Origin of the sequence: Macromonas nakdongensis (assembly GCF_002837145.1) — a bacterium.
Classification (GTDB): domain Bacteria; phylum Pseudomonadota; class Gammaproteobacteria; order Burkholderiales; family Burkholderiaceae_C; genus Macromonas_B; species Macromonas_B nakdongensis.
In genome coordinates this window covers 1-14,104 of record NZ_NWMV01000028.1, presented here as the reverse complement: position 1 = coordinate 14,104, position 14,104 = coordinate 1, and the positions used below count along the sequence as shown (strand labels likewise).

The 14,104-nt window shown below is 69.6% G+C and carries 12 protein-coding genes and 1 other RNA gene; 6 read left to right on the top strand and 7 right to left on the bottom strand.

Annotated features, from left to right (window positions below; genetic code table 11):
• The first annotated feature begins 22 nt into the window (after positions 1-22).
• Complete coding sequence (locus CON77_RS05350; RefSeq protein WP_101048108.1) at positions 23-760, top strand: amino acid ABC transporter ATP-binding protein; 738 nt, start codon at positions 23-25, stop codon at positions 758-760.
• A 44-nt stretch (positions 761-804) separates the two neighbouring features.
• Complete coding sequence (locus CON77_RS05345; protein ID WP_101048107.1) at positions 805-1,986, top strand: GGDEF domain-containing protein; 1,182 nt, start codon at positions 805-807, stop codon at positions 1,984-1,986.
• A 117-nt stretch (positions 1,987-2,103) separates the two neighbouring features.
• On the opposite strand, the gene CON77_RS05340 is transcribed toward CON77_RS05345, so the two are convergent.
• The 3 genes from CON77_RS05340 to CON77_RS05330 are packed head-to-tail and all read right to left on the bottom strand — an operon-like array spanning position 2,104 to position 4,959.
• Positions 2,104-3,135 carry a DctP family TRAP transporter solute-binding subunit gene (locus CON77_RS05340; RefSeq protein WP_101048106.1) on the bottom strand — a complete coding sequence of 344 codons (1,032 nt, stop codon included), beginning with the start codon at positions 3,133-3,135 and terminating at the stop codon, positions 2,104-2,106.
• Positions 3,136-3,163: 28 nt separating this feature from the next.
• Positions 3,164-4,462 (bottom strand): TRAP transporter large permease, encoded by a 1,299-nt coding sequence (locus CON77_RS05335; protein ID WP_101048105.1) that lies wholly within the window; start codon positions 4,460-4,462, stop codon positions 3,164-3,166.
• The gene (locus CON77_RS05330; protein WP_101048104.1) at positions 4,459-4,959 is read right to left on the bottom strand and encodes a TRAP transporter small permease; all 501 of its coding nucleotides are present in this window, start codon (positions 4,957-4,959) and stop codon (positions 4,459-4,461) included. Before CON77_RS05330 ends, CON77_RS05335 begins: the two co-directional genes overlap by 4 nt.
• Before the next feature lie 68 nt (positions 4,960-5,027).
• On the opposite strand from CON77_RS05330, the gene pyrC reads away from it, so the two are divergent.
• From pyrC to htpX, 3 genes are all read left to right on the top strand, one after another.
• Complete coding sequence (gene pyrC, locus CON77_RS05325) at positions 5,028-6,059, top strand: dihydroorotase (protein ID WP_101048103.1); 1,032 nt, start codon at positions 5,028-5,030, stop codon at positions 6,057-6,059.
• A gap of 8 nt (positions 6,060-6,067) precedes the next feature.
• On the top strand, positions 6,068-6,823 hold the full coding sequence (locus tag CON77_RS05320; protein ID WP_198552276.1) for a DUF3025 domain-containing protein: 756 nt from the start codon (positions 6,068-6,070) through the stop codon (positions 6,821-6,823).
• Between the two features lie 108 nt (positions 6,824-6,931).
• Positions 6,932-7,801, top strand: a complete 870-nt coding sequence (gene htpX, locus CON77_RS05315; RefSeq protein ID WP_101048101.1) for a protease HtpX — start codon at positions 6,932-6,934, stop codon at positions 7,799-7,801.
• Between the two features lie 77 nt (positions 7,802-7,878).
• Here htpX and CON77_RS05310 read toward each other — a convergent pair whose 3' ends face one another.
• Together CON77_RS05310 and CON77_RS05305 are read right to left on the bottom strand one after the other, a co-directional pair.
• On the bottom strand, positions 7,879-9,759 hold the full coding sequence (locus CON77_RS05310; RefSeq protein WP_101048100.1) for an NAD(P)/FAD-dependent oxidoreductase: 1,881 nt from the start codon (positions 9,757-9,759) through the stop codon (positions 7,879-7,881).
• Positions 9,760-9,775: 16 nt separating this feature from the next.
• Positions 9,776-11,389 carry a GGDEF domain-containing protein gene (locus CON77_RS05305; protein ID WP_101048099.1) on the bottom strand — a complete coding sequence of 538 codons (1,614 nt, stop codon included), beginning with the start codon at positions 11,387-11,389 and terminating at the stop codon, positions 9,776-9,778.
• A gap of 94 nt (positions 11,390-11,483) precedes the next feature.
• On the opposite strand from CON77_RS05305, the gene rnpB reads away from it, so the two are divergent.
• Positions 11,484-11,869, top strand: an RNA gene (gene rnpB / locus CON77_RS05300) — RNase P RNA component class A.
• Positions 11,870-11,874: 5 nt separating this feature from the next.
• On the opposite strand, the gene CON77_RS05295 is transcribed toward rnpB, so the two are convergent.
• Positions 11,875-12,603, bottom strand: a complete 729-nt coding sequence (locus CON77_RS05295) for an RNA pseudouridine synthase (protein WP_101048098.1) — start codon at positions 12,601-12,603, stop codon at positions 11,875-11,877.
• Positions 12,596-14,104 (bottom strand): MBL fold metallo-hydrolase (locus tag CON77_RS05290; protein ID WP_101048097.1); only part of this gene is annotated, 1,509 nt, incomplete at its 5' end. The genes CON77_RS05290 and CON77_RS05295, both read right to left, overlap by 8 nt.

The following is a 14,104-nucleotide window of genomic DNA, read 5'->3' as shown; positions in this document are numbered from 1 at the left end:
GCGGACCACCGGAGAAACAACGATGATCGAATTGAAGAATGTGTCCAAGTGGTACGGCCCGGTGCAGGTGCTCAACGGCTGCTCCACCGCCATCCAGAAGGGCGAGGTGGTGGTGGTGTGCGGCCCCTCGGGCTCGGGCAAATCCACCCTGATCAAGACCATCAACGCCCTGGAGCCGATCCAGCAGGGCGAAATCTGGGTCAACGGCCAGGCGGTGCACGACCCCAAAACCAACTTGCCGAAGCTGCGCAGCCATGTGGGCATGGTGTTCCAGCATTTCGAGCTGTTTCCCCACCTGAGCGTGACCGAAAACCTGACCCTGGCGCAGGTGAAGGTGCTGGGCCGCAACCCCGACGACGCCAAAGCGCGTGGCCTGAAGATGCTCGACCGCGTTGGCCTCATGGCCCACAAGGACAAGTTCCCCGGTCAGCTCTCGGGCGGGCAGCAGCAGCGCGTGGCCATCGCCCGGGCCCTGAGCATGGACCCGATCGTGATGCTGTTCGATGAGCCGACCAGCGCGCTCGACCCCGAAATGGTGGGCGAGGTGCTCGACGTGATGGTGGGCCTGGCCGGCGAGGGCATGACCATGATGTGCGTGACCCACGAAATGGGTTTTGCGCGCAAGGTCAGCAACCGCGTCATCTTCATGGACGTGGGCGGCAAGATCCTGGAGGATTGCTCGAAGGACGAGTTCTTCGGCAGCCCCGACGCGCGCCAACCGCGCACCAAGGATTTCCTGAACAAGATCCTGCAGCACTGAGGGCGGCCGGTCCCGGGCGCATCCCGTATATTGGGGGGCTGGTCATGCCAGCGTCCCCCAGTTCCCCGGAGTTGCCTTTGCCCGTCACCAGCCTGCAGACTTTTGTGGCCATTGCCAGCCTGATGGGCGCGCTCATGGCCCTGGTGCTATTTTTCCTCCGCAAAAGCTACCCGCCCTCCATCCAGGGCCTGGACGATTGGGCCACTTTTCCCATCCTGTCCATCTTCGCGGCGGCCCTCTACACCACGCAAGGGCATTGGCACCACCTGCTGTCCATGGCCTTGCCCAACTTGTTGGTGGTGCTGATCGCCGTGCTGCAGCTGCGTGGCACCTACCGGCATTTTCAGCGGCCGGTCAACCACCGGCTGCTGGCGGCCGTGGCCCTGGGCGCGCTGGTCTTCATCCTCGCGACCAGCGGCGAAGCGGCGTATTACGTCCACCGCCTGGCGTTCCTCAGTGGTTTTGTCGGGCTCATGTTCGGCGCGCAACTGCACGTGCTCTGGCAACACCGCCAGCGCAGCTTTGCCGCCCACTTCACCCTGTTCACGCTGGTGGTGCTGTGCGGCGTCATGGGGCTGCGGGCCGTGACCGCGCTGCTCGAGCCGCCGCCGCTGGGCATCTACAGTTACAGCCCGATGCAGGCGGTGTACCTGGCCAGCTACAGCTTCGGCATCCTGTTGCTCAGCATTTCGGCCATTCTGCTGGCCACCGAAAGACTGCGCGGCGAACTGGAGCGCCTGCTCAAGCACGACACCCTGACCGGCGCCCTGACCCGGCGCGCCGCCTTCGACCACGCGGCCGACGAAATGGCGCGCTGCGCCCGCACCGGCGCGAGCTTTTCGGTCCTGCTGCTGGACCTGGACCATTTCAAGGACATCAACGACCGTTACGGCCACCAGGGCGGGGACCGGGTGCTGGTCGAATTCGTGCACCGCGTCGAGGCGGTGCTGCGCCGCCCGGCCGCCCTGGGCCGCTACGGCGGGGAGGAGTTTCTGGTGGTCCTGCCCGACACCGGCCCGACCCAGGCGCTGCAGGTGGCCGAGCGCATCCGGCAGCGCTTGCGTGAGGGCACCGCCGAACCGCGCGTCACCGCCAGCATCGGGGTGGCCACCTTCCGCGGTGGGCGCGACACGCTGGACGCCGTCATCGGGCGCGGCGACGCCGCCCTGTACACCGCCAAGCAGCAAGGGCGTGATCGCATCGAGGTGGAGGTCTTGACCGCTTGAGCAGAGCCGCTGTCTGAGGTGCTTGCGGTGCGGCATTGCCCGACCCCTCTGGGCCATACAAAAGGCCTGCAGCTGCAGGCCTGTGTGAAGGCGGCGTCCAGGGCGCCTGGGGTCGGCTCAGGGTTTGCGCGCGGCGATGGTCTTTTCGGCCAGGGTCACCAGGTCGGCGCCGATCTGGCCTTTCCACTTGTCCACCACCGGGCGGGTGGCTTTGACGAACTCGGCGCGCTCGGACGGGGTCAGCTCGGTCACCGTCACGCCGTGGCCGGCGATCTCTTTCAGCAGCGGCTTGCCGGCTTCCACCACGCCTTTGCGGGCGATCGCGATCTGCTCCTTGCCGGCCTCGATGGCCGCCTGCTTGACGATCTCGCGGTCGGCCGGGGTCCAGCTGGCCCAGATGTCCTTGTTCACCACGAACACCAGCGGGTCGTTCATGTAGCCCCACAGCGTGATGTGCTTTTGCGCCACGTTGTACAGCTTGGCGGCGGTGTAGACCGACAGCGGGTTCTCCTGGCCGTCCACCGCGCCGCTGGCCATGGCGGGCTGGGCGTCGGCCCAGCTCATCTGCGTCGGGTTGGCACCCAGGGCGGTGAAGGTGTCCAGGAACAGGGGCGAGCCCACCACGCGGATCTTCATGCCTTTCAGGTCGGCCGGGCTCTTGATCGGCTTTTTGCTGTTGGAGATTTCGCGGTAGCCGTTCTCGCCCCAGGCCAGCGGCACCACGCCCGCCTTGTCCAGGGTCTGGAACAGGCGCTTGCCGACTTCGCCCTGTGTCAGGGCGTCGGCGGCGGCGTAGTCGGGCATCAGGAAGGGCAGCGAGAACAGGTTGAGTTGTTTGACCTGCGGCGACCAGTTGATGGTCGAGCCCACGGCCAGGTCGATCACGCCCTGGCGCAGGGCGCTGAATTCGCGCGTCTGGTCGCCCTGGATCAGCGACACACCGGGGTAGAGCTTGATGTTGATGCGGCCCTGGGTGCGCTCGCGCACCTTGTTGGCCCACAGCTCGGCGCCCTTGCCCCAGGGGAAGGCGGTGCCCAGCACGATGGACAGGCGGTACTCGCTCTTGTAGGCGGTCTGTGCCAGGGCGGCGGGGGCGCTCAGGGCGGCGGCGGTGGCCAGCGCGGCGGCCAGCAGGGTGCGTTTTTGCATGTCTTGTCTCCGAAGAATGGGGGGAAAATCAGTAGCCCAGGTACTGCGGCAGCCACAGGGCCAGCGGCGGCCAAATCATAACCAGCAGCATGCACAGGCCCATGGCCACCAGCAGCCAGCCCACCCAGCGGGTGGTGGCTTCCATCGGCACGCCGGCGATGCGGCTCGACACCATGAGGTTCACCGCCATCGGCGGGGTGAACTGGCCGATCGCCACGTTCAGCGTCAGCAGCACGCCGAACCACACCGGGTCCCACTGGAAGTGGTTCATCAGCGGCGTCAGCAGCGGCACGAAGATCAGGAAGATCGAAATGCCGTCCAGGAACATGCCGGCCACGACCAGCAGGCCCAGCACCAGCAGCAGCACCGTGGTTTCGCTCAGGCCCGAGGCCACGATGGCGTTGGTGATGGGGTCGATCACGCCCAGGGTCGAGAGCGAAAACGCGAAGATGCCCGCCAGCGACACCACCAGCAGGATCACCGCCGACAGCTCGCCCGATTCGCGGAAAATCTCGAACAGGTCGCGCAGGCGGATGGTGCGGTGCACGACCATGCCCACGAACAGGCCGTAGAACACCGCCACCACGGCCGCTTCGGTGGGGGTGAACCAGCCGGCGCGCATGCCGCCCAAAATCAGCACCGGGGCGGCCAGGCCCCAACTGGCCTCGCGCAGGCTTTGCCAGAACGGCGGTCGCGGCAGGTGGGCTTCTTCCGCGCCCATGCGGTGGCGCCGCGCCAGCCACACCGCGGGCACGATCAGTGCCAGGCCGGCCAGCATGCCGGGCACCATGCCGGCGGCGAACAGCGCCGGCACCGAGGCGCCCGGCACCATCACCGAATACACGATGAAGGCCACCGAGGGCGGGATCAGGATGTCGGTGGCCGCCGCCGCTCCCACCACCGCGGCCGAGTAGGCCCCCGGGTAGCCGGCGCGCGCCATGGCAGCGATCATCACGCCGCCCACCGCGGCGGCGGTGGCTGGTCCCGAGCCCGAAATGCCGCCCAGGAACATGGCCACGGCGATCGCCACCAGCGGCAGCATGCCCGGCCCACGGCCGACGATGGCAATGGCCAGGTTCACCAGGCGCAGCGCCACGCCGGAGCGGTCGAAAATCGAACCCACCAGCACGAACATTGGGATCGCCAGCAGCGGGTACTTGCCCAGGCCGGCGTAGAAGTTCTGCGGCACGGCCAGCAGGCCGAACCAGGGCGTGTCGGCGTTGGCCAGGGCGATGGCGGCGGTGCCGGCCAGGCCCAGCGCGGCGCCGATCGGCACCCCCGCCAGCATGGTGCCGATGAACAGCACGAACAACACGGTGGCGATCATGCGTCACCCCCGGGCGTGCGGCGGGCCTTGCGCACCAGCACCTGCACGGCGCGCGCGGCGATCAGGGCGCTGAACACCGGCAGCCAGATGGAATACCACCACTGCGGCACCCCAATGCCGGGCGAGGTTTCCTCGTAGCGGTAGTGGTCCCACACCACCGGCACGCTCAACACCGCGATGGCGATGAACAGCAGCGCCACCATCAGCGCGCCGAACTGGGCCAGCGCCCGTTGCCGGCGCTCGCTGCCGCCGTCGGCGAAAAATTCGATGCGGATGTGGCTCTCGCGCAGCACCGCCGCCGAGCCGCCCACCAGGGCCAGCACGATCATCAGGAAGATGGAGATTTCCTCGGTCCAGGCGAAGGAGGCGTCGGTGAAATAACGCACCAGCACGTTGGCGAAGGTGATCAACGCCAGCGCGGCCATCGTGGCCACGGTGAGCCAGTCTTCCAGCCGCCGGCGCGGCGTGGAGACTGTGGAAGTCGGGTGTTCGGTCATGGCCGGTATTATCCCGACCGATCGGTGCACCACCTGCTGCGCGGGCGACGGTGCGAAAATCCCCCGCCATGAGCACACAGATCACCCTCACCCGCCCCGACGACTGGCACCTGCACGTGCGCGACGGCGCCGCCCTGCGCACCGTGGTGCCGCACACCGCCGCCCAGTTTGGCCGCGCCATCGTCATGCCCAACCTGAAGCCGCCGGTGACCACCGCCGAGCAGGCGCTGGCCTACAAGGCCCGCATCCAGGCCGCGGTGCCGGCCGGGGTGGACTTCGAGCCGCTGATGACGCTGTACCTGACCGACAACCTGCCGGCCGACGAGATCGCCCGCGCCAAGGCGGCCGGCGTGGTGGCCTGCAAGCTGTACCCGGCCGGCGCCACCACCAACAGCGACGCCGGCGTCACCGACATCCGCAAGACCTACAAAACCCTGGAAGCCATGCAGCGCGAAGGCGTGCTGCTGCTGGTGCACGGCGAAGTCACCAGCCCCGACATCGACCTGTTCGACCGCGAAGCGGTGTTCATCGAACAGCAGCTCGAACCCCTGCGCAGCGACTTCCCCGGCCTGAAGATCGTGATGGAGCACATCACCACCAAAGAAGCGGCCGCTTACGTGGCCGAGGCCGACGCGAACCTGGGCGCCACCATCACCGCCCACCACCTGCTGTACAACCGCAACGCCATCTTCACCGGCGGCATCCGCCCGCACTACTACTGCCTGCCGGTGCTCAAACGCGAAACCCACCGCCAGGCCCTGGTGGCGGCGGCCACCAGCGGGTCGCCGAAGTTCTTCCTGGGCACCGACAGCGCGCCGCACCCGGCCCACCTGAAAGAACACGCCACCGGCTGCGCCGGCTGCTACACCGCCCACGCTGCCATGGAGATGTACGCCGAGGCCTTTGACGCCGCCGGTGCGCTCGACAAACTGGAAGGCTTTGCCAGCTTCTACGGCGCCGACTTTTACGGCCTGCCGCGCAACCGCGGCACCATCACCCTGCGCAAAGAGAGCTGGACCCCGCCCGAGTCCTTCGCCTTTGGCGAGGCCGAGTTGAAGCCCCTGCGCGCGGGCGAGGCCCTGCCCTGGAAACTGGTCTGAACGCCTGCGTGATCGACTGGACCACCCCTTGGCAGCGGCCCTGGTGTGGGCCAGGCCGCGGGGTGGCGCCCGAGGCGGTGCCTTCCGATTTGCCTCGGGCCCTCAACGCGCTGGGCGGTGCCCCGGTCCGCTTCATCCCCCAGTCGGAGTTGCCCGAAGGCGTGGCCTACGAAAGCCACATCTTTGCCACCGGTGGCGTGCCCACGCGCGACAACCTGCACGACCTGTTCAACGCCCTGTGCTGGATGCGCTTTCCGCAGACCAAGCGGCGTTTGAACGCGCTGCAGGCGGCGGCTATCGACCAGTCCGGGGGGGTGCAGGCCACGCGCGGTCCGTTGCGCGACGCGCTCACCCTGTTCGACGAAAACGCCCTGCTGCTGCAGGCGCCCGAACCGCTGTGGCAGGCTTTGCGGGTGCGCGACTGGCCGCGCCTGTTCGCCGCCCTGCGCCCGCTCTGGGCGCAGGCGACGGCCGTCACCTTCGGCCACGCCCTGACCGAAAAGCTGGTGGTGCCCTACAAGTCCATCACCGCTCATGTGCTGTGCCTGCCGGTGCCGACCGGCTTGGCGCCCGACCCCGGTCAGGGCCCTCACCCCTGGGATGCTTGGCTGGCCGCGCAACTCACGCCCGACTGGCTGGCCACCAAGCCCTTCACGCCTTTGCCCGTGCTGGGCATCCCCGGCTGGTGGCCCGCCAACGAAGACCCCGGCTTTTACGCCGACACCGGCGTGTTCCGGCCCCCGCGCCCGCAAAGCCCCACTTGAGACGCCGGGCCACCGGCCTTATATGATGACTGGCAACGACCGCAGGGCGGGAACCTCCGCACCCCGCCGCGGTCGGATGCCTGTCTACACATTGGAGTCACCACTGACATGAAACGCATCATCCTGCTGGTTCTGACCAACCTGGCCGTCATGGCTGTGTTGTTGATCACCACCCGCATTCTGGGGGTGGACCGCTTCCTCACCGCCAACGGCCTGAACCTGACGGCGCTGGCCGGCTTCTCGCTCATCGTTGGCTTCGGCGGCGCCTTCATCTCGCTGCTCATTTCCAAGCCCATGGCCAAGTTCAGCACCGGGGCACAGGTCATCGACCAGCCGCGCAACGCCGACGAGGCCTGGATCGTCCAGACCGTGCAGAAATTCGCCGACAAGGCCGGCATCGGCATGCCCGAGGTCGCCATTTTCGAGGGCGACCCCAACGCCTTCGCCACCGGCGCCTTCAAGAACTCGGCCCTGGTGGCGGTGTCCACCGGTCTGCTGCGCAACATGACGCGCGAAGAGGTGGAGGCCGTGATCGGCCACGAGGTGGCCCACATCGCCAACGGCGACATGGTGACCATGACCCTGATCCAGGGCGTGATGAACACCTTCGTCGTGTTCCTGAGTCGGGTCATTGGTTACGCGGTGGACAGCTTCCTGCGCAAGGGCGACAGCGAAAACTCCGGGCCGGGCCTGGGCTACATGGTCACCACCATCGTCATGGACATCGTGCTGGGTTTCCTGGCCGCCATCATCGTGGCCTGGTTCAGCCGCCAGCGCGAGTTCCGCGCCGACGCCGGTGCCGCCGCCCTGATGGGCCGCAAGCAGCCCATGATCAATGCCCTGGCCCGCCTGGGCGGCGTGCATCCGGGCGAGTTGCCCAAGAGCATGGCCGCCATGGGCATCGCCGGTGGCCTGGGCAAGCTGTTTTCCACTCACCCGCCGATCGAAGAGCGCATCCAGGCCTTGCAGCAAGGCTGACGCTTCAGCCTTTCTGGACCAAGCCTGCCAGCGATCCCGCTGCGCAGGCTTTTTTTGTGGGTTGGCTGGGTTGGGGTTCAGCCGTAATTCAAGGCGGCTTTGGCGCCCCGGTCTGGTGGCGGGGCCTGCAGCCCGAGCGCATGGCAGGCCACCGCCTCGGCCACCCGCAGGCCGTCCACCCCCGCCGACAAAATGCCGCCGGCGTAACCCGCGCCTTCGCCGGCCGGGTACAGGCCGCGCACGTTCAGGCTCTGGTAATCGTCGCCGCGGGTGATGCGCAGCGGCGACGAGGTGCGGGTTTCCACCCCGGTCATCACCGCGTCGGCCATGTCGTAGCCTCGGATCTTGCGACCAAAGGCGGGCAGGGCCTCGCGCATGGCCTGCACCGCGTAGCCGGGCAGCACCTGGGCCAGGTCGCCCAGCTTCACGCCGGGTTTGTACGAGGGCTGCACCCCGCCGAATTGCGTCGATGGCCGGGCGGCCAAAAAGTCGCCCACCAGCTGACCGGGGGCTTCGTAGTTGCGGCCGCCCACTTCGAAGGCGCGGCTTTCCAGCTGGCGCTGGTAGACCACGCCGGCCAGGGGGTGGGTGCGGCCCTGGGCGTGCAGGGCCTGGGCTTGGGCGGCGTAGCGCGGGCCGGCGGCGTCGCCGAAGGCGGCGGTCCAGGCCAGGGCATCCAGCGGGTAGTCGGGCGGGTCGATGTTGACCACCATGCCGGCGTTGGCGTTGCGCTCGGCGCGCGAATACTGGCTCATGCCGTTGGTGACGACCCGGCCCGGCTCGCTGGTGGCGGCCACCACCGTGCCGCCCGGACACATGCAGAAGCTGTAGACCGCACGCCCGTTGGCCGCGTGGTGCACCAGCTTGTAGTCGGCCGCGCCCAGCAGCGGGTGGCCGGCGTGTTTGCCCCAGCGCGCGCGGTCGATCACACTTTGCGGGTGTTCGATGCGCACGCCGATGGAGAACGGCTTGGGTTCCAGGTAGACACCGGCGTCGTGCAGCGTGGCGAAGGTGTCGCGCGAACTGTGGCCCAGGGCCAGCACCACCTGCTGGCAGGGCAGCTCGTGCTCGGTGCCGGTGGCCAGGTCCTGCACCCGCAGGCCGCGCAGGCGTTTGGGGGCCCAGCCCTCGGGGGTAGGGGCACCCGGGGTGTCGTCCAGCAGCACCCCGGTCACGCGCTGCTGGAATCGGATTTCGCCGCCCAGCGCGGTGATCTGGTCGCGCAGCGCCTCCACCACCTTCACCAGCTTGAAGGTGCCGATGTGCGGGTGGGCCATGTAGAGGATTTCGGGCGGGGCGCCGGCGGCCACGAATTCCTGCATCACCTTGCGGCCCAGAAAGCGCGGGTCCTTGATCTGGCTGTAGAGCTTGCCGTCGGAAAACAGCCCCGCGCCACCCTCGCCGAACTGCACGTTGGACTCGGGTGTGAGCACCTGCTTGCGCCACAGGCCCCAGGTATCCTTGGTGCGCTGGCGCACCGGGCGACCGCGTTCCAGCACGATGGGCTTCAGCCCCATTTGCGCCAGCGCCAGCGCGGCGAAGATACCGCAGGGGCCAAAGCCCACCACCACTGGGCGCTCGGCTTCGTCCGCCGGCCAGCCAGCCGGGGCGTGGGCGGGCGCGTGCCAGGCCATGTCGGGCGTGGGCTGGATGTGGGGGTGCTGGGCGAACCGGGCCAGCAGCGCCGCTTCATGCGCGGGGTCGGCCAGGGTCACATCGACGATGTAGACCGCCAGCAGCTCGGCCTTGCGGGCGTCGAAGCTGCGCTTGAACACCTGCAACCCGGCGAGGTCGCTGTCGGCTAAGCCCAGGGCCTGCGCAGCCAGGGCGCGCAGCGCGGCCACGGGGTGGGGCGGGGGGGCGCGGTCGGCCTCGGTTTCGGTGGGGGCATCGGCGGCGCGGCGCGCCTCCACCGGCAGGGCGGACAGGGGCAGCTTCAGTTCGGACAGGCGGATCATGGCGGGCTCGTGGTCATCAAGCAACGGAGGGGGTGGATGATACGGAATCCGCTGTGGCCATGCGGGCGCAGTGCCGGCCCTGGGCCTTGGCCTGGTAGAGGGCGCGGTCGGCCGCCGCGACCAGCGCCTGCAGCGTGGCGCCGTGGGCCGGGTGCAGCGCCACTCCTGCGCTGGCCGACACCGGGCACGGCGTCATCGGGTAGGGCTGGGACAGCGCCTCCACGATGCGCTCGGCCGTGGCCCGCGCGTGCGCCGGGTCGGTGGCGCCCAGCAGCACCATGAACTCGTCGCCGCCCAGCCGCGCTACCGTGTCGCTCTGGCGCACCGCCAGTTCGATGCGGCGCCCGGCCTCCACCAGCACCGCGTCGCCCACCGCGTGGCCCTGGGAGTCGTTCACGTCCTTGAAGTGGTCGAGGTCGATCGCCACCAGCGCCAGCGGCTGGCCGCTGCGTTGGCTCGCGGCCAGCTGGCGTTGGGCGATCTCGGTGAACATGGCGCGGTTGGCCAGTTGCGTCAGCGGGTCGTGCTGGGCGGCGAAGGTGACCTGGCGCATGGCCTGGGCGGCTTGGCGCAGGGCCTCGCCCACGGCCTCGGCCTCGCGGAACTGCACCTCGGGAATGGCCATCGCCTCGCCGGTGCTCAGGGCCTTGGCCGCGGCGTTGATGTCGTGCACCGTGGCCAGCACCCGCCGAGCCAGCCCCAGGGCCAGCAGCAGGCCGCTGCCCAACACCAGCACGGTGATGCCGGCGACCCGCCACACCAGCGGGCCGATGGCGGCGTGCAGCGTGTCTTCCTGCACCCCCACCGCCACGCCCCAGCCCCAGCGCGCCGAGCGCTTCACTGCGGTGTAGGCCATCTGCCCCTCTTTGGTGGGCAGGCGCAGCTGGCTTTCGGGGGCCGCCGCCAGCGCCGCGCGCAGGGATGGCACCGCCGGCTCGCCGACGAAACGCTGCGCTTCGCGCGAACGGCCGGCGATGGTGCCGGTGCCGTCCAGGATGGCGATCAGCCAGCCCTCGGGCAGGGCCTGGCGCGCCAGCAGGGCGTTGAGGCGCTCGGGCGCCAGGCCAATGTTGAGGCTGTACACCACCTCGCCCTGGCGCCGCACTGGCACGCCCATGGCCAGCGCGTGGCGCTGGGTGACCGGGCCGACGAACAGGTCGGTCAGCACGGTGGTGCCGTCGGTGAACACCCGGTCGAGCTGCGCCGGGGTGCCGGTGGCCGGCAGCGGCTGGCCGGGCGGCACCAGGGTGTTGAGCACCTGGCGCCCGAGCCGGTCGGTCAGGATGTAGTTGTACACGGTGCCCGCCACCAGCGCTTCGCGGGCGCGGCGGTGGAAGCCGGGCAGGTCGTCGGTGAGCAGTTCGGGCGCGGTGGCCAGCACCTTGAGCGCCGACTCGATGGCCGACAGCTCGTTGTCCAAGTCGGCCACGACCTGGCGCGCCAGCAGCAGGGTGCTTTGTTCGGCCTGGTTGCGCTTGAGCTCGAACTGGTTGTAAAGCAGCCACGCGTTGACAATGGCTGCCGGCAGCACGCACAGCGCCGCCAACACCAGCAGGCTGGTCTTGAGGGAATAGCGGTGCTTGCCTGCGTAGACAGGGGCGGGACGGGCGGCGGCGGGCGAGGGCGGCATGCAAGCCTGACGGGTCGGTCGTTGGCTCGCATCATGGCCGCTGGCGGCCGCGCTGGCAAGCGGCCCGGTGCCGCATGGGGGATAATGCGGGGGTGAAGTTTGCCAGACCGCCGCTGGTGCAAGCGCCGAAAGGCCGCACTGGAGGAACGTCCGGACTGCACAGGACAGCGCAGGAGCTAACGGCTCTCCACCGCGAGGTGAGGATCAGAGCAACAGAGACGAGTCCCCGGGGACCAACCGCTTGCGAGCGGCAGGAGCCTGGGGGGTGAAACGGGCAATCTCTGCGCGCAGCAACACCAAGTAGGCCAGCCACGGGAGAAGGGCGACCTCTCTCGACCTTGTGGTTCCGCAAGGCGAGCTGGCGGGTAGGTGGCACCGAGCCATTGGGGCGACCCATGGCCCAGAGGAATGGCGGTCACGTTGGGCCGTTCGCAAGAACGGCCCAATGCACAGAATCCGGCGTATCGGCAGACTTCACACTTTATTCAGAAACGCTCGTGCACGCCCAGCACGCGCCAGCCGCCCACCGGCAGGGCGCCCAGGGCCACCCGGCCCAGCCGCAGCCGGTGCAGCAGCGTGGCCTGCAGGCCGGCGCTGCGCAGCCAATTCGGCAGGCGCTGCGGGGTGTAGGTTTTCACCGCCAGGCGCAGGCGGGTGCGTTCGGGGCTCTGGCTGCCCACGCTCAGTTTCAGGCTGGGGGTGCGCGGCCCCCAGGCCATCTCGGCTTTGCGCTGGTCCAGCCGCGCCAGCACGTCCGGCCCCACGGCGCCGGGCAGGTCCAGCATCCATTCGTGTTCCAGCAGCGGGCCGTCTTCGCGCAACACCCGCAGCACGCCCGGGCTTTGGGCGAACACCGCCAGGCCGGTGCTGGCCGCCGGCATGGGGCTGACGCAGCGCAGATGCTTCAGGTGCCAGGGGCGCAGCGTGTCGTTCGGGGCCAGCAGGCCGGTCAGGGGCTGGTCCGGCGCCAAGGCCACGCCGGCCGGCTTGTGCCACACCAGTGTCACGGCCTGCAGGGGTGCTGCCGTCGCGCCAGGGGCCACCGCCACGGCCTCGTCGGTCACCCGCTGCGCCGGGTCGTCGGCCACGGTGCCATTCACCGTCACCCAGCCGCCTTCGATCAGCCGCTCCGCGTCGCCGCGCGAGCAGCCGTGCAGCGCGGCCACGCGCTTGGCCAGGCGATCGCCCTCGGCGCGGCGGTTCGGGTCAGACATTGAAGCCCCCCAGGCTCTGGATGCGTTCGACGTGCGCCAGCAGCGAGCGCTTGGCCACCGGCCACAGGCGTTCGGGCACGTCGTCGTAGGCCTGGGCCACCCAGTCGTCGGGGCTGCCGTGGGGCCGGGCGCGCATGGCAGCGGCGATCTTGGCCTCGCGCTGGAGCCGATGCTGCGCGAGTTGGGCAATGGCTTGCGGTGCGTTGCCCAGCACGTAACCGTGCGCGGGCAGGATGAAGTCGATACCACCCGTTTCGCAGGCGGTGCGCAGTTTTTCGAGCGATTGCAGGTAGGCGTCCATGTTGCCGTCGGGCGGGTCGATGACGGTGGTGCTGCCGTTGAGGATGTGGTCGCCGCTGAACAGCAGGCCGTCTTCTTCCAGCACCAGGCACAGGTGGTTGGCGGCGTGGCCGGGGGTGTGCAGCACGCGCAGGGTGTGGGTGGTCTGGCCGTCGGCGCTGCGCAGCACCAGGCGTTCGCCGTCGGCCAGTTCGCGCTCGGGCGTGAAGCGGCTGTCGGCGCGCGAGGTGGCGGCGCTGGCCAGGCCCAGGATCGGCGGGGCCGGCCGGCCGCCGCGCACGCACAGGGCCTGCAGGTGGGCGGCACCGGGTGAGTGGTCGGGGTGCGAATGGGTGCAGACGATGTGGCGGATGTCGCCGCCGGCGGCACGCCACAGGCGTTCCAGGTGGGCCTCGTCGGCCGGGCCGGGGTCGATGGCGATGTGGCCGCTGCTGGGGTCGCCCACCAGGTAGCTGTTGGTGCCGGGGCCAGTCATGAAGCCGGGGTTGGGCGCGGTCAGGCGTTGGACGTTTTTCAGCAGCGCCACCGGGTGGTCGCTCTGCCAGTCGAGGTGGTGGTCCATCTGGCCGTCGGGGCAGACCAGCGCCAGCTCGCCGAACGGGGCCTCTTGCTCCATGTAGCGGGCTTCTTGCCCGGCCAGCCAGCCGGCGCGCGGGCAGCTGGTCCACAGCGGCTGCTCGGTGGCGGCGCAGGCCTGCAGCACCGCGTCCACCGTGGCAAAGCCTTGCAGCCGCTCCAGCGTGCGGATGGTGGGGAAGATGATGTAAAAGTCGCCGGCCGCGTGGCGCGCCAGGGCGTCGGCCGGGCGCACCCAGACCGGCTCGAACTGCTCGCGCTCGTCGGCCACCGGGGTCTGGTCGGCGGGCATGCGCGCCACCAGAAAGGGCACGTCGAAGCGGCGCGGCAGGTCGCGGTCGGTGATCCAGTGCGCCAGCACGAAAACCTGGTCGGCGGCTAGGGTCAGGCCGCGCGCGGCGCATTGGGCGGCCAAGGGGGCGTGGCGGTCCAGTGCGGCGATGTCGTTGGCCCCGGCCCAGCGGCCGTCGGCGTGGCGGGCCAGCAGCACGCCGAGTTCCTCGAAGCTCTCGCGGATGGCGGCGATCGCCTGGGTCAGGTGCGTGTCGCTCTGGCTGGCGCGGCGGCTGGCCCGGGCGTGGGCCGCCGCGTCGGCCGCATCGATGCCACCGCCCGGGAACACGTA